The organism is Sulfitobacter sp. G5_S2_6_S6 (genome assembly GCF_054968505.1).
Genome location: NZ_JBQKUI010000007.1, coordinates 64,325 through 84,726, shown reverse-complemented (window position 1 = coordinate 84,726; position 20,402 = coordinate 64,325). Strand labels below are relative to the sequence as shown.

Annotated in this window: 19 protein-coding genes; 10 read left to right on the top strand and 9 right to left on the bottom strand. The window is 61.9% G+C overall.

What is annotated here, in order from left to right:
• The first annotated feature begins 2 nt into the window (after positions 1-2).
• Together ACTRWK_RS12600 and ACTRWK_RS12595 are read left to right on the top strand one after the other, a co-directional pair.
• Positions 3-881 (top strand): acyl-CoA thioesterase, encoded by an 879-nt coding sequence (locus ACTRWK_RS12600; protein WP_005848859.1) that lies wholly within the window; start codon positions 3-5, stop codon positions 879-881.
• On the top strand, positions 878-1,933 hold the full coding sequence (locus ACTRWK_RS12595) for an amidohydrolase family protein (protein WP_289082021.1): 1,056 nt from the start codon (positions 878-880) through the stop codon (positions 1,931-1,933). Before ACTRWK_RS12600 ends, ACTRWK_RS12595 begins: the two co-directional genes overlap by 4 nt.
• A gap of 21 nt (positions 1,934-1,954) precedes the next feature.
• Here ACTRWK_RS12595 and ACTRWK_RS12590 read toward each other — a convergent pair whose 3' ends face one another.
• The 8 genes from ACTRWK_RS12590 to ACTRWK_RS12555 all read right to left on the bottom strand — a co-directional run bounded on the left by ACTRWK_RS12590 (position 1,955) and on the right by ACTRWK_RS12555 (position 10,589).
• Positions 1,955-2,326 carry a VOC family protein gene (locus ACTRWK_RS12590; protein WP_005848865.1) on the bottom strand — a complete coding sequence of 124 codons (372 nt, stop codon included), beginning with the start codon at positions 2,324-2,326 and terminating at the stop codon, positions 1,955-1,957.
• Positions 2,323-3,114, bottom strand: coding sequence for an SDR family oxidoreductase (locus ACTRWK_RS12585; protein WP_064216665.1), 792 nt, complete (start codon positions 3,112-3,114; stop codon positions 2,323-2,325). The genes ACTRWK_RS12590 and ACTRWK_RS12585 overlap by 4 nt, the downstream gene beginning before the upstream one ends.
• Before the next feature lie 9 nt (positions 3,115-3,123).
• The gene (locus ACTRWK_RS12580; protein WP_005848869.1) at positions 3,124-3,891 is read right to left on the bottom strand and encodes an SDR family NAD(P)-dependent oxidoreductase; all 768 of its coding nucleotides are present in this window, start codon (positions 3,889-3,891) and stop codon (positions 3,124-3,126) included.
• Positions 3,888-5,174, bottom strand: a complete 1,287-nt coding sequence (locus tag ACTRWK_RS12575) for an acyl-CoA dehydrogenase family protein (protein ID WP_037942093.1) — start codon at positions 5,172-5,174, stop codon at positions 3,888-3,890. The genes ACTRWK_RS12580 and ACTRWK_RS12575 overlap by 4 nt, the downstream gene beginning before the upstream one ends.
• A 53-nt stretch (positions 5,175-5,227) precedes the next feature.
• Complete coding sequence (locus ACTRWK_RS12570; protein WP_009824290.1) at positions 5,228-6,007, bottom strand: enoyl-CoA hydratase-related protein; 780 nt, start codon at positions 6,005-6,007, stop codon at positions 5,228-5,230.
• On the bottom strand, positions 6,004-7,296 hold the full coding sequence (locus tag ACTRWK_RS12565; protein ID WP_289082022.1) for a 3-hydroxyacyl-CoA dehydrogenase: 1,293 nt from the start codon (positions 7,294-7,296) through the stop codon (positions 6,004-6,006). Before ACTRWK_RS12565 ends, ACTRWK_RS12570 begins: the two co-directional genes overlap by 4 nt.
• 33 nt (positions 7,297-7,329) lie before the next feature.
• Entirely contained in the window at positions 7,330-9,021 is a 1,692-nt protein-coding gene (locus ACTRWK_RS12560) for a class I adenylate-forming enzyme family protein (protein ID WP_462843947.1), read from the bottom strand.
• Between the two features lie 377 nt (positions 9,022-9,398).
• Positions 9,399-10,589, bottom strand: coding sequence for an amidohydrolase family protein (locus ACTRWK_RS12555; RefSeq protein ID WP_005848879.1), 1,191 nt, complete (start codon positions 10,587-10,589; stop codon positions 9,399-9,401).
• A gap of 133 nt (positions 10,590-10,722) precedes the next feature.
• Between ACTRWK_RS12555 and ACTRWK_RS12550 the strand changes: the two genes are divergently transcribed.
• From ACTRWK_RS12550 to ACTRWK_RS12520, 7 genes are all read left to right on the top strand, one after another.
• Positions 10,723-11,529 carry a ferredoxin--NADP reductase gene (locus ACTRWK_RS12550; protein ID WP_289082024.1) on the top strand — a complete coding sequence of 269 codons (807 nt, stop codon included), beginning with the start codon at positions 10,723-10,725 and terminating at the stop codon, positions 11,527-11,529.
• An 89-nt stretch (positions 11,530-11,618) separates the two neighbouring features.
• Positions 11,619-12,455 (top strand): FAD binding domain-containing protein, encoded by an 837-nt coding sequence (locus tag ACTRWK_RS12545; RefSeq protein WP_037941912.1) that lies wholly within the window; start codon positions 11,619-11,621, stop codon positions 12,453-12,455.
• The gene (locus ACTRWK_RS12540; protein ID WP_462843946.1) at positions 12,455-15,202 is read left to right on the top strand and encodes a molybdopterin-dependent oxidoreductase; all 2,748 of its coding nucleotides are present in this window, start codon (positions 12,455-12,457) and stop codon (positions 15,200-15,202) included. Before ACTRWK_RS12545 ends, ACTRWK_RS12540 begins: the two co-directional genes overlap by 1 nt.
• On the top strand, positions 15,195-16,682 hold the full coding sequence (locus tag ACTRWK_RS12535) for a hypothetical protein (RefSeq protein WP_005848888.1): 1,488 nt from the start codon (positions 15,195-15,197) through the stop codon (positions 16,680-16,682). The genes ACTRWK_RS12540 and ACTRWK_RS12535 overlap by 8 nt, the downstream gene beginning before the upstream one ends.
• Entirely contained in the window at positions 16,679-17,527 is an 849-nt protein-coding gene (locus tag ACTRWK_RS12530; RefSeq protein ID WP_037941916.1) for a UPF0280 family protein, read from the top strand. Before ACTRWK_RS12535 ends, ACTRWK_RS12530 begins: the two co-directional genes overlap by 4 nt.
• Entirely contained in the window at positions 17,520-18,104 is a 585-nt protein-coding gene (locus ACTRWK_RS12525) for an amino acid synthesis family protein (RefSeq protein WP_037941918.1), read from the top strand. The genes ACTRWK_RS12530 and ACTRWK_RS12525 overlap by 8 nt, the downstream gene beginning before the upstream one ends.
• Positions 18,101-18,685: an amino acid synthesis family protein gene (locus ACTRWK_RS12520; protein WP_037941922.1), complete on the top strand. Its 585-nt coding sequence runs from the start codon at positions 18,101-18,103 to the stop codon at positions 18,683-18,685. Before ACTRWK_RS12525 ends, ACTRWK_RS12520 begins: the two co-directional genes overlap by 4 nt.
• A gap of 3 nt (positions 18,686-18,688) precedes the next feature.
• Here ACTRWK_RS12520 and ACTRWK_RS12515 read toward each other — a convergent pair whose 3' ends face one another.
• Positions 18,689-19,126: a MarR family winged helix-turn-helix transcriptional regulator gene (locus ACTRWK_RS12515; protein WP_005848896.1), complete on the bottom strand. Its 438-nt coding sequence runs from the start codon at positions 19,124-19,126 to the stop codon at positions 18,689-18,691.
• Positions 19,127-19,284: 158 nt separating this feature from the next.
• On the opposite strand from ACTRWK_RS12515, the gene ACTRWK_RS12510 reads away from it, so the two are divergent.
• Positions 19,285-20,352 (top strand): aromatic ring-hydroxylating dioxygenase subunit alpha, encoded by a 1,068-nt coding sequence (locus ACTRWK_RS12510; RefSeq protein ID WP_037941925.1) that lies wholly within the window; start codon positions 19,285-19,287, stop codon positions 20,350-20,352.
• Positions 20,353-20,402 lie beyond the last annotated feature (50 nt).

The window sequence follows — 20,402 nt, the reverse complement described above, 5'->3', positions numbered from 1 at the left end:
AGATGACCGATGTGGCCCGCCAACTCCTTGAATTGCTGGATATCGAACAGCTTGAGATCGACCTGTTCCGCGGCATCGGGTCGGGCGGGGAAACCACCACGCGCATCTTTGGCGGCCATGTTATCGCGCAGGCTTTGATGGCCGCCTATCGCACGGTGCCGGACCGGATGTGCCATTCGTTGCATGCCTATTTCATCCGTCCCGGTGACCCGTCGATCCCGGTGATCTATCAGGTCGACCGCGCCCGCGACGGGGGCAGCTTTACCACGCGGCGGGTCGTCGCGATCCAGCATGGCAAGCAGATCTTCAACCTCTCGGCGTCGTTCCACGTGCAGGAAGAGGGCTGGGACTACCAGCACAAGATGCCTGACGTAAAAGGGCCGGAACACTGGCTTGACCGCCCCGACCTGCGCGAACCCTATATCGAAAAAATCTCGCCCAAACACCGCGACGATTTCCTGCGCGAACGCCCTATCGAAATCCGCGAGGTTGACCCGCGCGATCTGTTCGAACCGGAAAAGACCTCGGACAAGAACTATCTTTGGTTCCGGATGGAGGCGGCAAAGGGGCAGTCCCCGATCATGCAGCACTGCCTGCTCGCCTATGCGTCCGATATGAACCTGCTTGGCTCGTCGCTGCGGCCCCACGGGCTGACGTGGTTCCAGGGGCAGGTCATGACCGCCAGCCTTGACCACGCCATGTGGTTTCACGCGCCGATCGATTTCTCTGACTGGCATCTGTACGAACTTGACGCCCCCTTTACTGGCGGCGCGCGCGGGTTCAATCGCGGGCTGATCTACAATCAGAACGGCCAACTTGCCGCGACAACGGCGCAAGAAGGGCTGATGCGCCCCTATAAAAAGAAAGAAGCTGCTTCATGACACAGACGGGGGGCCGCTATCCGGGTTGGCGACCGGGGATCGAACTGCGCGACGACTGGCTGGGACTGGTCCCCGAGACCGCAATCGACCCGCAGCGCGAGATTGTGGACCCCCACCACCACCTCTGGCGTCACGGCACGCCCGATGCCCCCGCCGTCTACGAGATGGACGCGCTTTGGCGCGACACCGGCGCCGGGCATAACGTGGTGCAGACGGTCTATATCGAATGTCGGTCCTATTGGGATCGCGACGCGCCCGCGCATCTGCAATCGGTGGGCGAGACCCGCACCGTGGCGCAGATGGCGGCGCAGGTGCCGCGCGGTCAGGCGCAGATCGCAGGCATTATCGCGCAGACCGAACTGGTGCTGCCCCCCGACCAGCTGCATGCCGCGCTCGACGCGCATGAGGCCGCAGGGAACGGGCTGTTCAAGGGTATCCGCAACTCCGGCGCGCGCGATGCGGAACCGCAGCATCTGGCGATCCCCGGACGCGGGGTCGAAAACCAATACGGCGATCCAGACTTCATCCGCGGTGCCGCGATCCTGGGCGAGCGTGGGCTGACGCTGGACAGCTGGCATTACCACCATCAACACCAAGAGTTTCTGGACCTTGCCCGCGCGGTGCCACAGACCACGCTGATCCTTGACCACTTCGGCACACCCTTGGGCGTTGGACGGTTCAAAGGCAAACGCGACGATATCTTTGCCGCGTGGAAAGACCATATGTCAGAGTTGGCGGAATGCCCCAATGTGATGGCCAAGCTGGGCGGGCTATGCATGCCCGACAATGGGTACGGCTACATGCATCGTGACCTGCCACCGTCCTCGGACGAGATCGTAGAGACGCAGGGCAAATGGTACGCGCATATGCTGGATGTCTTCGGTTCCGAACGTTGCATGTTCGAAAGCAACTTTCCCGTGGATCGCACGGCGGTCAGCTATGTGGTGATCTGGAACGCGTTCAAGAAGATGTCAGCGCATCTGGATGACGCGGCGCAAGCGGCGCTTTTCTCTGGCACTGCGCGGCGCGTCTATGGGCTGCCGCCCGCGTGACGCGGACGGCAGGTTTTTACTTTAGGCGAATTTGAAAAAGCACAGTTTGTTGCCATCAAGGTCGCGGACATAGGCCCCGTAGAACCGGTCCGGCACCCTTTGCCCCGGCGCGCCCTCGTCTGTCGCACCGAGCGAGATCGCCTTGGCGTAGATCTCGTCCACTTCCTCTTTGCTGTCGGCGGTAAAAGCGACCATCACCCCGTTGCCGGGGGTAGGGGCCTCTTTGTTGTAGGGTTCGCAGACAGAGATCATGGGCGTGCCGCCGCCGGTGCCGATCATGGCGATCCGGCCGCTGTCGATCAGCACCTTGGCACCCTTGCTTTCGAACAGGTCACAATAGAACTGCTTGGCCCGCGCCATGTCGCTGGTGCCCACGGTGGTATAGCCGATCATGATACATTCCCCTGCGGGTTTCTGCGGTCGCCATACATCCGGTGCAGCTTGCGCATACCCCCGATCCAGCGATCGTAGTTCTCGGTTTTCTTGCGCATATACTCCAGCACTTGCGGGTGCGGCAGCACAAGGAACGTCTCGTTGCGGATGGTTTCCAGACAGGCTTCGGCCACGGGTTCCGCTTCAAGCAGACCGTCGAGCGCGGCGACAGAATCCTCGTGACCGCGGGTCATCTCGCTGCGGACAGCCTGAGGGCAGAGCACCGACACCTTGATCCCGTCATCACCATGGGACATCGCCAGCCATTCGGCCACAGCAACAGCCGCGTGTTTGGTCACGCCGTAAGGCGCGCAGCCGACCTGGTTCAGCAGACCTGCCGCCGACGCGGTGTTCAGCAGATAGCCGCCCCCGCGTTCGGTCATGCGCGGCACCAGATGACGGGCCGCCCAGACGTGGGCCATCACATTGATGTCCCAGATGCGCTGCCAGTCTTCGTTCGGCACTTCCATGCCGCCCGCGATCAATATGCCCGCGTTAGAGCAGAACAGATCAATCGGGCCGATGTCGTTTTCCACGGCATCGATCATATCCGCGATCTCTTGCTCGACACCGACATTCACACCGAAAGCCACGCCGTCGATTTCATCGGCAACCGCCTGCGCGCCCTCTTTGTTGAGGTCGACACAGACGACTTTCTTGGCCCCTTCCGCGGCAAAGCGGATGGCCATCGCCTTGCCGATGCCGCTTGCGGCACCGGTGATAACGATGATTTTATCCTTCAGTTCCATAGCAGCCCCTTACGTCCACATGTTCGATCCGCCACAAACGGTCAGCGCCTGACCGGTCATGTAGCGGCTTGCATCAGAGGCGAGGAACACGGCGAGCCCCGCGAAATCCTCTGCCTCGCCAAGGCGGCGCAGCGGGATCTCGTTCTTGATGCGTTTCTCGACATCGGGATTGTCCCACAGCTCGCGCGCGAATTCGGTTTTCACCAGACCCGGGCAGATTGCGTTGAACCGCAGACCCTTGGGCCCGAATTCGGCGGCAAGGTTGCGCACAAGGCCGATCAGCGCCAGCTTGGACATGCCATAGGTGCCCAGCATGACCGACGGTTTGAACGCCCCGATGGACGAGGTGAACGCCATCGACCCGGCGCCTTTCTCGATCATATCGGGGGCCACCATCTGTGCCAGCCAAAGATTGGACAGCACATTGGCGTTCATCGTCTTTTCATAGGCATCATCCGGGATCTCGGACGTGGGCCCATAGTAGGGGTTCACGCCCGCGTTGCCGATCACGATGTCGATCTTGCCTGCCAGCTTGTGGGTCTCGTCTACCAGCGCTTGCAGCTGCTCTTTATAACCAACGTTGCAGGCGACGCCGAACGCTTTGCCCTTGCCAAGCGCGTTGATCTCGGCGGCGGCGGCGTCCAGCTGGTCTTGCTTGCGCGCCGAGATGACGACGGTCGCGCCATGCTCGGCCAGACCCTTGGCCATCGCCAGCCCCATGCCCTTGGAGGCGCCGGTCAACAGCGCCACCTTTCCGGTCAGATCAAACAAGGTCATACGCCACCTCGCGTACGGCCTGTGGCGATCTCTTCACGGGCGCGCGATGTCCGCAGGTTGGATTCCTGATAATCCTTGACCTCGGCGCGGGCGATCACGTGGTGGTGGACCTCATCAGGGCCATCCGCATAACGCAGCGTGCGCTGCGACGTGTACATGCCCGACAGCGGCGACCACTGCGAAATACCTGTCGCACCATGCACCTGCATCGCCTGATCGATGATGTTGCAGACTTTTTCCGGCACCATCGCCTTGATCATGCTGACCCAGATGCGGGCCTCTTTGTTGCCCAGAACGTCCATCGCCTTGGCGGCTTTCAGAACCATCAGGCGCATGGCTTCAATCTCGATCTTGGCGCGAGAGATCGTTTCCATGTTCTTGCCCAGATCGATGATTTTCTTGCCAAAGGCTTCACGGCTCAGCCCGCGTTCGATCATCAGGTCCAGCGCCTTTTCAGCCGCCCCGATAGAGCGCATGCAGTGGTGGATACGGCCTGGCCCAAGACGCACTTGGGAGATTTCAAAGCCCTTGCCTTCGCCCCAGAGGATGTTTTCCTCGGGCACGCGGACATTGGTGAACTTGATGTGCATGTGACCGTGCGGCGCGTCGTCGTGACCAAAGACATGCATCGGGCCGACAATTTCAACACCGGGGGTGTCGATCGGCACGAGGATCTGGGACTGCTGACGGAAAGGTTCGGCATCTGGCGATGTCTTGACCATGGTAATCATGATCTTGCAGCGCGGATCACCGGCACCGGAGATATAGTATTTCTCGCCGTTGATGACCCATTCACCGTTTTCCAGCACGGCAGAGGTAGAGATATTCTTGGCATCCGAGGACGCCATATCGGGTTCGGTCATCGCGAAGGCCGACCGGATTTCACCGGCCAGAAGCGGCTTGAGCCACTTTTCTTTCTGCTCTGGCGTCCCGATCCGTTCCAGCACTTCCATGTTGCCCGTGTCGGGCGCGGAACAGTTCAGCGATTCAGAGGCCAGCGGGCTTTTGCCAAGCTCGGCCGCGATATAGGCGTAATCGAGGTTCGACAGACCTTCACCGGTTTCGGCATTGGGCAAAAAGAAATTCCACAGCCCATTTTCACGGGCCTTTTTCTTGGCGGTTTCCAGCAGCTCCAACTGGCCGGGCGCGTGTGACCAGCGGTCGGCACGACCTTCGCCAAGGCGGAAATACTCGTCGGTGATCGGATCGACATTTTCGCGGATGTGTTTGATGACGGCGGCCAACAGCGGCTTGGCCTTCTCGGACATCTCGAGATTATTCATTCCGGCCATAGCTTCGTTATGTGACATAGAGTGCCTCCTGGCAGTTGGTTCGATTATTTATTGACCCAGTTGGGTTTGCGTTTTTCGACAAAGGCGTTCACGCCTTCCTTGAAATCTTCGGTTTTGCTGAGATCCGCGATCACCTCGCGTGAATAGGCGATGCTGTCTTGCATCCCGTCGCGCTTGTACATGTCGTTCAGGACGCGTTTCGTGGCCTTGACCGCCGACGGCGACACGGCGCACAGCTCTTCGGCCTTTTCCATCGCTTTCGCCATCAGCTGGTCGGCAGGGTAGACCGCGTTAACGCAGCCCATCGACAGCGCCTCATCGGCCATGATGGTGCGGCCGGTGAACATCATCTCTTGCGCGGCAAGCCGCCCGATATAGCGCGACAGGCGCTGCACGCCGGACGCCGCGGCGAAGAAACCGACCTTGACCTCGGGCAGGGCGAATTTTGCCTGATCGGAGGCGAGGATAATGTCGCACGACAGCGCCGTTTCAAACCCGCCGCCCATGGCGAAACCGTTGACGGCTGCGACGATGGGCTTTTCCAGATCAAAACGCGAGGACAGACCGGCGAAGCCGCTGGCGGGCATTGTCGCCTTTGACCCGCCCGCGGCTGTGGCTTTCAGGTCGTTCCCCGCGGAGAACGCCTTGTCCCCCGCACCGGTCAGAACCGCGACCCAAAGATCCTGATCCGCTGCAAAAGCGTCCCAGCAATCGGCCATTTCATTATGCATGTCGACGTGCACGGCATTGTACACCTCGGGGCGGTTCATGGTCACAACAAGGATGTGACCCTTCTTTTCGGTGGTGATATATTGATAGCTCATACCTTCAGCCCTCCGGTGTCGATTTCAGTGAATTTCCCGCCATTCTTGGCCAGGTCGCGCAGCAGTTCAGCGGGCGCGAATTCGGGGTCTTCGGCGCCCAGCTTTTCCATCACGTCCAGCACGGCCTGCGCACCGACCATATCGCCATAGAACATCGGGCCGCCCTTATCGGCGGGCCAGCCATAGCCGTTCAGCCAGACCACATCGATGTCAGAGGGGCGCTGCGCCTTGTTTTCCTCGAGGATTTTGACCGCTTCGTTGATCATCGGGTAGATGCAGATCTCGATGATCTCTTCCTGCGACATCTGGTTGGCCTCGGCACCGGTGATGTCCTTGATCACACCGGCAACCACATCCGACGGGATCGGGCGGCGGGATTCATCATAGTCGTAGAAACCCGCTTGGGTCTTCTGGCCGCGACGGTCCATTTCACACAGCGCATCGCGGATCGGGTTTTCGGTCTTGGCCCCTTTGGACCAGCCGATGTCCAGACCGGCCAGATCGGACATCTGGAACGGCCCCATCTTGAAGCCAAAGGCGTTCAGCGCGGCGTCCACATCCCAGGGCATCAAGCCTTGTTGCAGCAGCTTGTTGGCCTGTTTCTGGCGCGCAAACAAAATGCGGTTGCCGACAAAACCGGGGCAAACGCCGACGAGCACAGCGATTTTGTTGATCTTGGCCGCCAGATCCATCGAGGTCGCGACCACGTCATCGGCAGTGTGTTTCGCGCGCACGATTTCGAGCAGTTTCATCACGTTGGCAGGCGAGAAAAAGTGCAGCCCGATCACGTCTTCGGGGCGCTTGGTCATCGCTGCGATTTCGTCGATGTTCAACGCCGAGGTGTTCGTCGCAAGGATCGCGCCGGGTTTCATCACGCGGTCCAGCTCGGTGAAGATCTTGCGCTTCAGCTCCATGTCTTCGAACACGGCTTCGATCACCAGATCACACTCGGCCAAGGCTGCCAGTTCCAGCTTGCCGTCAAAGCGACCCATCCGCGCTTCGACTTCTTCTTGCGGGAAACGGCCCTTATCGGCGCTACGCTGGTAGTTGCCGCGCACGACCTTCAACCCGCGGTCCAGCGCTTCTTGCGTGGTCTCGACGATGGTGACGGGGATGCCCGCGGTGGCAAAGTTCATCGCGATGCCGCCGCCCATCGTACCCGCGCCGATGATGCCTACGGATTTGATCTCGCGCTGTTTGGTGTTGGCGGGCAGGTCCGGGACCTCCCATGCGGCTTTGCCGGCAGCACCGATATAGGCACCAATTTCTGCGTCGGTTGGGGTGTTCATAGTCTTCCTTTCTTCCGGCCCGGTTGGTGGGCCTTATGTGTCCAGACAGGCCGCGCGGATCGCACGGCGGTCAATCTTGTCGGTGGCACCACGGGTCAAAGGACCGTCCTGGCACCACAGTTTTTCGGGTATCTTGAATTTGGCCAGCCGCCCGTCGAGGTGCGCCGCCATGTCGGCTTGCGTCAAAGGCTTGCCATCGCGGGTCTGCACAGAGGCCCCGACGACTTCGCCCAAGCGCGGGTCCGGCACGGAAAATGCGCAAGCCTCGATCACATCGGGATGCGTGTGCAGCGCGCCCTCGACATCCAGACAAGCGATGTTTTCGCCGCCCCGGATGATGATGTTCTTCTTGCGATCAAGGATGGTGATATAGCCTTCGGCGTCGATCACACCCAGATCACCGGTGCGCAGCCAGCCGTCTTGCATCGTCTCTTCGGTGGCTTCCGGCTTGTTGAGGTAGCAGCGCATATTGGCCGGGCTTTTGACGGTAATTTCGCCCAATTCGCCCTGCGGAACATCGTTGCCCTTGTCGTCCAGAAAGCGGATGTCTTGCAGCGGCGGATGCAGCTTGCCTGCGGCGTCGGGGCGTTTGTTGTATTCCTCGCCCACCATGCCGATGCCAAGCGCGTTCGTCTCGGTCATTCCCCAGCCTGTCGCGATATCTGCGGCGGGGAACTGGTTTTTCAACTGCGCCACCTGCGCCGCAGGGCGTTTCGCCCCGCCTGCGCCAAGCCAGGTGAGCGTCGGCAGGGTTTCCCCCATACGCTTTGCGGCTTCCAGCAGGTCGGCAGATTGCGTCGGCACGCCGAGAAAACGGGTCACGCCTTCGCGGTTGATCACGCGCACCGCTTCTTCCGCGTCCCACTTGTGCAACAAGGAAATCTTGGCACCAGCGGGCAGGCTAAGCAGAAACAGCGGATGCGTCGCGGTGACGTGGAACAGCGGCGTAACGATCAACCCCGACGGGCGCGGCGCGGGCGGTGCGCCGGGTTCAGGGGGTGTGACCAGCGGCGCGGCGACGGCTTGTAACAGCCAACTGAACACCGCGCTGAGCGCGCCGCGGTGGGTCTGCACCACCCCTTTCGGCTTGCCCGTCGTGCCAGAGGAATACATCACCGCAAAATCATCGTCCGTGTCCAGATCGACCCCTTCGGGCGGCGTTTCGGCCATGCCCTGCATCAGCGCCGACAGCTTGTGCGGGCCCATTTCCTCGGCATCGCGCACGCCGATCAGACGCAGGCCCAGATCATCCACCAAGGGTTTCATCCGTTCAAAACGGGGACCATCGGCAAAGACCGTCTTGGCCCCGCTGTCTTGCAACGCATAGTCAAGCTCTTCGGTGGTCCACCACGCATTGACGAACACCACCACAGCACCCGCTGACGCGACCGCCAGCGTGAGCATCAGCAGTTCGGGATAGTTGCGCATCGCGATGCCGACACGGTCGCCGGTCTTGATCCCCAGCCTGTCGCGCAGCCCGTTGGCGATGCGGTTCACATCGGCGGTGAACGCATCATAGGTCCAGCGTTCATCCTGATAGACCAGAAACTCTGCCGCACCATTGCCCTGGATTTCGCGGCTTGCCTGGATCAGCCCGTCCAGGGTTTTCGGGATATTCTTGAATGTTTTATAGGTGACGCCACGGATATTACTTTCGGTTACTTCGAACGTCGGGTTCGTTGAAACCACGTGGCGAATGGCTTCTTCGGGGGTCATTGCGGTCATATGCACCCGCCCGCAGACAGCATAGATACAGATAGTGTGGCCATTTCGTCCTCCCTTATCGAGCCTGTTGCCGGACACTCCTCCACGATTGTCCGCGACTCTGATTTCTGCAGCCTAAGCGCTAAAATTCAAACTGCCAATACCGCATGATGGAACGATGTTCCGCAAGCTGACGTTTGACAGGATTTTACGCGCACCAAGGCCCTCCGCACCTGCGGCCCCATATCTCGGCGAAAATTGACCATGAATATAAAGGTAAGGAAAGCCCTACTTTCCCCGAAACCGGGGAAAGCGGCCAATGGCACCTGCGATGTCATTGAAACATCGCGTCACTTGAGGCGCGGCAGATCCCCCGCCGCAGCCGCTTGTGCCGGCGTTCAGGCGCCGACGGTGCCGCAAATCAGCTCGGGGAGCCGCGTGGCAGGGGGCGTATTCCGGCTGCGGAGGCTGCGTACAACGCCATCAATCACCGTCATGCCAACACCGGGCAGATTACCCAGTTGCACAGATTCAAGCATATTTTTGCCGGGCGCATGCTGTGCCTGATCCATCAGGACGAAATCGGCGCATTTGCCGACCTCGATCAATCCGGTGTCCAGCTTGCGTTGCCGTGCGGTGTTGCCGTTGGCAAAGCAAAAGGCGACCTCGGCAGGTACATCGCCAAGCGACGACAGCATCGCAACCATGCGCATGATCCCCAAAGGCTGCACGCCGGACCCAGCCGGACCGTCGGTGCCCAGGATCAGCTGATCAAGCTTGCCCAACTCGCGCGCTGTATTCAGCGTCAGCAAGGCGGCGCGTTCGTTCCCGTTGTGCACGATCTCAAGCGCGGCCTTGCAGCCCTCGCACAGGCAGATGATCTGATCGTCGGGCAGGGCAGAGTGCCCGCCGTTGATATGCCCGACCACGTCCGTTCCGGTTTCAAGCACCATATCCGCATCGATCAACCCTGATCCGGGGATCGACGGGCCGCCGGTGTGGATCGTGCTTTGCATGCCGTATTTGCGTGCCCATCCGACCATCTGCGCGGCGGTCTTGCCGTCCTTGACCGTGCCCAGTCCGACCTCGCCCAGCAGGGTCACGCCGGCCTTGGCCATCTCGGCAAAGTCTTCCTCTACCATGCCCTGTTCGATCACCGGCGCACCCGCGTGAACCTTGACGCCCGAGGGGCGGAAGTTTTCGTACCAACGCTGCGACGCGATCGCCATCGCCTTGAGACCGACGATATCCTTCGGGCGGCCCGGCATATGCACTTCGCCGGCAGAGATCAGCGTGGTCACCCCGCCGTGCAGCGTTGAATCGATCCACCCCAACTGCTGCTGGCGCGGGGTATAGTCGCCCACCACCGGGTGCACATGGCTGTCGATCAACCCCGGTGCCAGCGTCGCGCCATGGGCGTCGACTTCTGTCGTGGCCCCGTCGCAATCCATATCCTTGGCATAGCCCCATTCCGTGATCTTTCCGTCCATCGCGATCAGGCAATCCCCGTCGGCAATGGGGTCTTCCATCTTGCCGGTCAGGATCATCCCGATGTTCCGGATCACGAGTTTTGCAGAGGTGTCTGACATGGGGCACGCCTTTCAAGCAGCATCAGTTTCATTTGAACGCTAACAGAAAAATACGACCGATCAAGATGAAACACTTGACAGATAATCATTCGCATACAAACAATAATACATCCGCAGCCGATAAGGACTTTCCATGGACGCCGCTTCTCTCTCTCGCCCCAGCTTCCCGATCCCCGCCGGTGTCTTTGCCGAAACGGTGACGCAGGTGCAGCATTATACCGACAGCCTGTTCCGCTTCCGCATCACCCGCGACCCGTCCTTCCGCTTCCGGTCGGGGGAGTTCGTGATGATCGGGCTACCCAATGCCGAAAAGCCGGTGTTCCGCGCCTATTCCATCGCGTCGCCGTCGTGGGACGAGGGGGTCGAGTTCTACTCTATCAAGGTGCCGGACGGGCCGCTGACGCAGCACCTGCAAAAGCTCAAGGTCGGTGATACCGTGCTGATGCGCCGCAAGCCGACGGGAACGTTGGTGAATGACGCCTTGCTGCCCGGAAAACGGCTGTGGATGTTCGCCACGGGGACCGGCATCGCGCCTTTCGCGTCGGTCATCCGTGACCCCGAGACGTATGAGAAGTTTGACGACCTGATTCTCTGCCACACCTGTCGCACCGCCAAAGAGCTGACCTATGGCCGTGATCTGGTCGCCAGCCTCAAGGCCGATCCGCTGGTGGGGGAATTGGCGCAAAGGCTGACCCTATACGACACGCTGACCCGCGCGCCGTGGCCGCGCGAAGGGCGGCAAACCGACCTGATGGCGTCGGGCAAGATGTTCCTCGACTTGGACGTGCCGCCGATCTCTCCTGATTCCGACCGCGCGATGATCTGCGGGTCGATGGCCATGTTGAACGACACCAAGGCCGCGCTCGAATCCTTCGGGCTGGTGGAGGGGGCAAATAACCGCCCTGCCGGTTTTGTGGTCGAAAAAGCCTTTGTCGGCTAACGACATGCGAATTGATTTGACACGAAGGCACCCGACGCACTTCTATTCGTATACCAACAAGTTTTACGCCCGCAGCAAAAGGTGACCGGATGAGCTACCTGACCGCGACGACATTGGATCAAGCGTTAACCACATTGGCCGCGGGGCCGGTGTCGATCATCGCGGGGGGGACCGATTGGTTCCCCGCACGCGGCGACCGCCCGGTGACGGGCGACCTGTTGGATATCACCCGCTTGCCAGAGCTGCGCGGCATCAGCCAAACAGACCAAGGCTGGTGTATCGGGGCGGCCACCACATGGACAGACATCATCCGCGCTGATCTGCCCGCCGCTTTCGACGGGCTCAAGCTGGCGGCGCGCGAGGTCGGGTCGATCCAGATCCAGAACGCAGGCACCATCGCGGGGAATCTGTGCAACGCTTCTCCTGCCGCCGACGGGGTGCCGCCGCTACTGACACTGAATGCCGAGGTAGAGCTTTGCAGCGCAAACGGATCGCGGGTGCTGCCCTTGTCGCAGTTCCTGCAAGGCGTGCGCCAGACCGACCGCGCCCAGAACGAGCTTGTCACCGCTATCCACATCCCCGCGCCCCCGGCTGATAGTCACAGCAGCTTTGTCAAACTCGGTGCGCGGAAGTATCTGGTGATCTCGATCTGCATGGTCGCGGTACTCGCAGAGGTCGAGAGCGGCAGGCTCACCGATATCCGCATCGCCATCGGCGCCGCATCACCCGTCGCGCAGCGGCTGACCGCGCTTGAGGATCAGCTTCGCGGTAGCGCCCTTGGCGATGTAGAAAACCGTATGGGCGCGGATCTGAATCAATCGCTAAGCCCCATTACAGATGCCCGCGCCAGTGCCGACTATCGCCTTGGCGCCAGCGTCACTTTGGTCCGCCGCGCTGTGATGCGCGCCTTGAAAGGGGCCCTGTGATGGATAAACCGACCACGACAGAAGTGACCTCTTTCACCCTGAACGGCAGTATTGCGCAGGTTGAACCGCTGCCCGGTGAACGCTTGTCTTACGCGCTGCGCGAGCGGCTGGACCGCAAGGATGTAAAGATCGGCTGCAACGCGGGCGATTGCGGGGCCTGCACTGTGCTGGTCGATGGCGCGCCGGTCTGCGCCTGCCTGATGCCCGTGCAGCAGGCGGTGGGGCGGCAGGTGGAGACGCTGGCAGGGCTGGTGAAAACCGACCACGACGCGCAGGCGTTGATGCAAAGCTTCCAGCACCATCAGGCCGCGCAATGCGGGATTTGCACACCGGGGATGATGGTCTCTGCCGTGGCGTTGTTGCGCGAGGTGCCGCAGCCGAGCGCGGCGCAGGTGCAGGATGCACTTGGCGGCGTGCTGTGTCGCTGTACCGGTTATCGCAAGATCATCGACGCGGTGGTCGGGGCCCATGCTGCCGACGGGCTGACTGTCGCCTCTACCGCGCTTGGCCAGCCTGCACGGCGGCTGGACGGGCAGGCCAAGGTCGACGGGTCAGAGGCGTTTGGCGATGACGTTGCCCCAGCCGGTGCTTTGGTCGCGCGGGTCATCCGCGCGCCCCATGCCTCGGCCGGATTTACCTTCGGCGATCTTGAGGCATGGCGCAGCGCGCAGCCCGGTATCCATTGCATCCTGACCGCACATGACGTGCCCGGCCTCAACGCCTTTGGCGTGATCCCCGGCTTCATCGATCAGCCGGTTTTCGCCGTGAACCACATCCGGTTCCGGGGGGAGGCGGTTGCTTGCGTCGTGGGAGAGGCGGAGGCGATGATCGCCCTTGATCTGGAAAGCTTCCCTGTCCGTTGGTCGCCACAAACTGCGCTTGCCGATACCGATGCCGCGACCGCCCCCGACGCGCCACAGCTGTTCGAGGATCGCAAAGGGAACATCATGTGCGGCGGCTTCGTGCAATGCGGCGATGTGGAGGCCGCGCTCGGCGCCGCCGATGTCACGGTCGAGGCGCAATATACCACCAGTTTTGTCGAACATGGCTATATCGAGCCAGAGGCAGGCTTTGCCCAAGTGATCGACGGGCGCATCCATGTGCACGCTTGCACCCAGGCACCGGGTATGGACCGCGAAGCACTGGCCGCGATCCTTGACCGTCCTATGGCTGACATCCGCATTGTGCCGACGGCGGTCGGGGGCGGTTTCGGATCCAAGATTGACCTGTCGTTGCAGCCCTTCATCGCGCTTGCCGCGCTCAAGACGGCGCGGCCCGTGCGCATGACCTATGCGCGCGCCGAGACGATGCAATCGACCACCAAACGCCACCCCGCGCAGATCACGATCAAGGTCGGGGCCAAGGCGGATGGGACGCTGTCGGGGCTGCGGTTCGACGGGGATTTCAACACCGGTGCTTATGCAAGCTGGGGTCCGACGGTCGCCAATCGCGTGCCGGTGCATGCCTCTGGCCCCTACCACGTCTCTGATTATCGCGCACGTAGCCGTGCCGTGCATACCCATTGCCCCCCCGCGGGTGCCTTCCGTGGCTTCGGCGTGCCGCAATCGGCCATCGCACAGGAAACCGCCTTTGACCTGCTGGCCGAAAAGCTGGGGCTTGATCCGCTGGAGTTCCGTTTGAAGAACGCGCTGGCGGACGGGGTGCCCACGGTCTGCGGGCAGGTGTTCGATCAGGGCGTCGGCATCGCCCCCTGCCTAGAGGCGCTGCGCCCCGCGTGGGAGGAGGCGAAAGCCGAATGCGCCCGGTTCAATGCAAAGGATGACACGGTGAAACGCGGTGTCGGGATCGCGGGGGCGTGGTACGGCTGCGGCAATACCTCGCTGCCGAACCCGTCGACCATTCTGGCGGGCGTGCGGGCGGATGGCACGGTGGTGCTGCACCAAGGCGCGATGGACATCGGGCAGGGGGCCAATACGGTGATCCCGCAAATCTTTGCCCAAGCGCTTGGGCTGTCGGTCGAGGGGATCAAGATCCTGGGCGGTGACACCGATATCACGCCGGACGCGGGCAAAACCTCTGCCTCGCGGCAGACCTTTGTGTCGGGCAACGCCGCACTGAGGACCGGAGAGGCACTGCGGGCGCAGATTCTGCGGCAGGTCAATGCGGGCCCCGCCGCGCAGATCGACTGCCAAGACGGGCAACTCACGGTGGCCGACGGCGGGCGCACGCAGCGCCTTGATCTGACGCGGCTGCCGGTCGATGCGCAGGGCTATGTGCTGCAGGCGCAGGAAAGCTATGATCCGCCGGTCAAACCACTGGATGAAAACGGGCAGGGCGTGCCCTATGCGCAGTTTGGCTATGCCGCGCATCTGGTGGTGGTCGAGGTGGATATCGCCCTTGGCCTTTGCCGCCCGCTGCGCTTTGTCGCCGCCCATGATGTGGGCCGCGCGATCAACCCGTTGCTGGTCGAGGGGCAGGTACAGGGTGGCATCGCCCAAGGGCTCGGTATGGCGCTGATGGAGGAATATATCCCCGGGCGCACCGAGAACCTGCATGACTATCTGGTGCCGACCATCGGCGACGTTCCCCCGATCGAGACGCTGATCCTGGAGGTGGCTGACGCCCATGGGCCCTACGGCGCGAAAGGTCTGGGCGAACATGTGCTGATCCCCACCGCCCCCGCGATCCTCAACGCGATCTACCATGCCACCGGTGCGCGCGTGACGCAGACACCGGCCACGCCGACGCGCCTGCGCGCCGCCCTGAAGGAGGCCGGACATGCCTGACGACCTGCGCGACCCCAAGCCTGTGAAAATCCGCTGCGATGCCTGCCCGGTGATGTGTTTCATCGCCGACGGCAAATCCGGCGCCTGCGACCGCTATGCCAACCACGCGGGCGAGCTGGTGCGGCTGGATCCGCTGACCGTGATCCAGTCGGGGGCCAAGGCCGTCGCTTTTCTGGATCAGGGCGACAACGCGCAAGATTGGGACGGCGACGTCATTCAGGGCGGGCGCGATTTCGTCACCGCCGTAGGGGCGGGGACCACCTATCCCGACTACAAACCCGCGCCCTTCATCGTCAGCCAAGAGGTCGAGGGCGTGGATATGATCACCGTCGTGACCGAGGGCATTTTTTCGTATTGCGGGGTCAAGGTGAAGATCGACACCGACCGCCACATCGGCGACGAGCGCGCCGTGGTGCGCGTTGACGGAGAAGCGATCGGACACGTGATGACCTCGGAATATGGGTCCAAGATGCTGTCTTTGGGCGGGGTCGAGCATCTGACCGGCGGCTCCAAGAAAGAAGGCCGCGTGACCTGTGACGCGCTGCTGCGCCTATGTAACCGTGAACCGGTCGAGGTTACCATCGACGGCGGCGTCACCATGGTGGTCGAGGCGGGCAAAGCGCCAATCATCAACGGCGTCCCGGAAAAGCTGATGCGCGTGGGCTGTGGGTCAGCGACCATCGGAATGTTCGCCAAACAATGGCACGGGCATGTGGACGAGGTCGTCGTTGTCGATGATCACATCACCGGCGTGCTGACAGAACACGAGGCGGGCAAAGGGCTGGATATGACCCCCTCTGGCATCCGCGTGAACGGGCGGCGGTCGACGCCGGGGCGGTATTTTCAGGTGGCGGACCCCGGCACCGGATGGGGCGGTACCGATGTCGAAGACCCGCTGACCATCCTGCGTGACGCTGACCCGAAGCGAGCCTGGCCGGGGCTGCGGCTGCTGATGATCTCTACCACCGGAGAGCAATGGGCCTATTTCACGCTGGATGACGATCTGATCCCGCAACCCGCCAAGATCACGCCCGAGCTGCTGGTCGTCGCGGACCGGATCGCCGAGAATTGCGAACCCTCGCTTTGTTCGGTGCTGTTCATGGGAGGGGCGGGCGGCAGTCTGCGCGCCGGCGTGACAGAGAACCCCGTGCGGCTGACGCGGTCGGTCAAGGAATCGCTGACCCATGTGTCCTGCGGCGGGGCCGAGGCCTATGTCTGGCCGGGGGGCGGCATTACCGTCATGGTGGATGTCATGGATATGCCCACGAACTCTTTCGGTTATGTACCCACACCCGCGCTGGTGGCACCGATCGAATTCACCCTGCGGCGCGAGGATTACGGCACGCTTGGCGGGCATATGGAGCATATCCAGCCCGTGCGTGATGTGGTCACCGATGATGTGCGACGGGTGGCGCAGCAACTTCTGCAACCCGACCCTAATGCGCGGGAAAACTACGGCTGGTCGAAGGACAAGACATGACGGCACAGGCGGCTCTTCTCCCCGGTGGCAGGCTGCATCTGTCCCACGGCCCGATTGATCTGGTCATCGGGGCGGATGGCGCGCGAGATCTGGCGTTTCGCGCGGGTTTCGATCGCTTTGGCACGATCCTGTCCGAACTGACGGCAGAGCTGCCCCTGCTGCGCCGCCCTGTGGGCACCAAACCGAAAGGCAAGATCGCCCGCGCCATGTACCGCGCCGCCTTGCCCCATGCCGACGGGCTGACCACGCCGATGATCTGCGTCGCCGGTGCCGTCGCGGCAGAGGTATTGTCGGCCATGGTGGATGCCGCCGATCTGACCCGCGCCTATGTGAACAACGGTGGCGATATCGCGCTGCATCTGACCGAGGGCGCGCGTTTTGACGTGGGCATCGCGGGGCTGGACGGGCGGTCGCTTGGCACCGTCACGATCCGCAGCAATGACCCCATCCGCGGCATCGCCACCAGCGGGCAGGGCGGGCGCAGCCAGTCTTTGGGCATCGCCGACAGTGTCACCGTGCTGGCCCGATCCGCCGCGATGGCCGATGCGGCGGCGACCAAACTTGGCAACGCCGTTGATCTGCCCGCCCATCCCGCGATCCGGCGCAGCCCCGCGAACCGGTTGCACGACGACAGTGACCTTGGTGCGGCCCCGGTGGTCACCCATGTCGGGCCGCTCTCCCCTGTCGATGTTAACCACGCCCTCAATGCAGGCGCGACAGCGGCGCAGGGTTTGCGCGACCGTGGCCTCATCTCTGGCGCGGCGCTTTTTCTGCGCGACAAACATACTGTCATCGGCTTGCCCGAAACCCTGAAATCCCTAGTGAAAGCCCCCGAATATGCCTGAGGTTATGACCCGCAAAATCGTCACCAGTGTCGAAGAGATTTTCCACGAAGGCGGCCCCCGCGCCAATACGCCGCTGAAACGCGGGTCGGTCATGGCTGTGATCCAAAACCCCTATGCAGGCTCTTATATCGAGGACATCCAGCCCTTTATGGAAGACCTCAAACCGCTGGGGGTCGCGATGGCGCAAAAGCTGCTGGCGGCGCTCGGGGTCGAGGCGGCACAGATCGAAGGCTACGGCAAAGGCAGCATCGTCGGCACGGGTGGAGAGCTGGAGCACGGTGCGCTCTGGCACGCCCCCGGCGGCTATGCGATGCGCGATGTATTGGGCGGATCGAAGGCGATTGTGCCGTCGACGAAAAAGGTCGGCGCGGCGGGGGTGCGGCTGGATGTGCCTGTGACCCATGTCGATGCCTCATATGTCCGCAGCCATTTCGATTCAATCGAGGTCGGCCTGAACGACAGCCCCCGCGCCGATGAAATGGCGGTGATCCTTGTGATGACCACAGGGGCACGTATCCACAACCGCGCGGGCGGGTTGGATGCAAAGGAAATCGAAGGAAAGGATGGCCTGAGATGAGCGCCGAAATCCGCAAAATCGCCACTTGGGTCGAAGAGACTCACCGCGAGATCGGGCAGCAGATATCGCCCCCCACGCGCAAGGCCGTTGCTGTGGCCGTGATCAAAAACCCCTTTGCAGGCTCTTATACGGAAGACCTGACCCCGCTGATGGACATCGGCGCAGAGCTGGGGGGATTGCTGGGCGATAAATGTGTTGCGGCCCTTGGGATCACCCCCGCGCAGGCCGAAAGCTATGGCAAGGCCGCGATGGTGGGCGAGGGGGGAGAGCTGGAACACGCCGCCGCGATCCTGCACCCGAAGCTAGGCGCACCGCTGCGGGTCGCGGTTGAAAAGGGGGCCGCACTGGTGCCGTCTTCCAAAAAGATGGGCGGGCCGGGGCAGGTGCTTGACGTGCCTTTAGGGCACAAGGACGCGGCCTATGTGCGCAGCCATTTCGACGGGATCGAGGTGCGGTTGAACGACGCGCCGCGCGCGGGCGAGATACTGGTGGCCGTGGCTGTCACAGATTCCGGGCGCCCCTTGCCCCGTGTCGGCGGGCTGACCCATGCCGAGGCCGAAGGCAAGGACGGCCTGCGTTAGAGCCTATAGTTTCTCGAGCAAGGCCAGTAGCCGGTCGACCTCGCGCGGGGTGAGGTTGCCGACCGTCTCGGCCGAGATTTCCTGCGCGGTGGCAATCGCCTTGGCGGTCACCGCGATGCCTTCGTCGGTCAGCGAAATCTCCAGCCGCCGCATGTCGGTCTTTGACGGGGTCGAATGGACCAGCCCCTTTTTGCGCAACCGGTCGATCACGCCTTTGGTGGTCGCCGCGTCCATCCCGACCAGACGCCCCAGGTGGTTCTGGCTGATCCGCGCCTCGTCGCGCAGCTTGGCCAGTACGGCGAATTGTGTCGGCGTGATATCCGGCATCCGCCGGTTAAAGATCTCAAGGTGGCGCTGGTTCGCGAGGCGCAGCTTGAACCCGATCTGTTGTTCCAACGCATAGTCTGCGGTCAGGGTCAGGTCTTGTGTGGTTTCAACCAAGGTTCTTATCCAGTGCTCTTGGGTCAATGCGTATAGATTAGGCACTATCATCCCACGGTTTCCATCTGGGGTCTATATCAGATGGGGTGCAAGAAATTGTTTGACAGCTAACAATTTTTTGGTCCTTCATGAAGCTGTGCAGAGCAAGGAGTGAACCGATGTCCTTTGTCAGAAACGCTTGGTACGTTGCGGGTTGGTCTACCGACTTTGGCGATGAGCTGGTGCCGCTGACATTGCTTGCGCAGAACCTAGTAGCCTACCGCACCAGCGATGGCCAGATCGCCGTGCTCGAAGATCGCTGCCCGCACCGGCTGCTGCCGCTGTCCAAGGGCAAGCGCATCGGCGACACCATTCAATGCGGCTATCACGGTATGACCTTTGGCGCGGACGGGGCCTGCGTGCGGGTGCCGGGGCAATCGAACCTGCCCAAATCCGCCTATGTTGACAGCTATCCGGTGCTGGAACGCCACGGCATTGTGTTCATCTGGATGGGAGACGCCGACAAGGCCGACCCCGCGCTGGCCTTTGACTTGCCCGAGCTGGGTCAGGAGGGGTGGCACGTCCACCACGGGGACAAGCTGCATATCCGCGCAAATTACCTCAACGTTGCCGAAAACCTTGTTGATCCGGCGCATGTCAGCTTTGTCCATCCGACGACATTGGGCAATGCGGCCTCTGAAAACGTACCCGTGCACGTCAAAACCGCAGATGAGGTGATCGTGGCATGGCGCTGGATCAGAGACGCGGAACCCATCGGCTTTTTCAAGGCATTCGGCGGCTTTAGCGGCAATGTGGACCGCTGGCATTATTACTATCTGCACATGCCCTCGACCGCCGTGATTGACTTTGGGTCGTCCGATGCAAAGCTTGAACTTCCCGAAGATCAGCGCAACAAAGGCGTGCGTATCTTTGCGCTCCATTTCGTCACACCCGTGACAGAGGACTATACGATCGACCACTGGATGCACCTGCGCAACACCGCCCTAGGCGATGACGCCGCGTCGGACCAAATGGACGCGATGTTCCGCGTTGCATTTGCCGAGGACAAGGCGATTTTGGAAGCCGTCCACCAAGAAGAACAGCGCCCCCAAAAACGCAAACCCATCCGCATCGCTATCGACAAAGCGCCCAACGTCTACCGCAAACGCATCCGCGACCGGATCGAGGCAGAGGCGACGGACGATCTGGGCGACCCCGTCGCACCGGTCTTTGTCCAGCATGATTGATCCATAAAAAGCAAAGCCGCAGCAGACGGCACACCCCAACACGAGAGGAC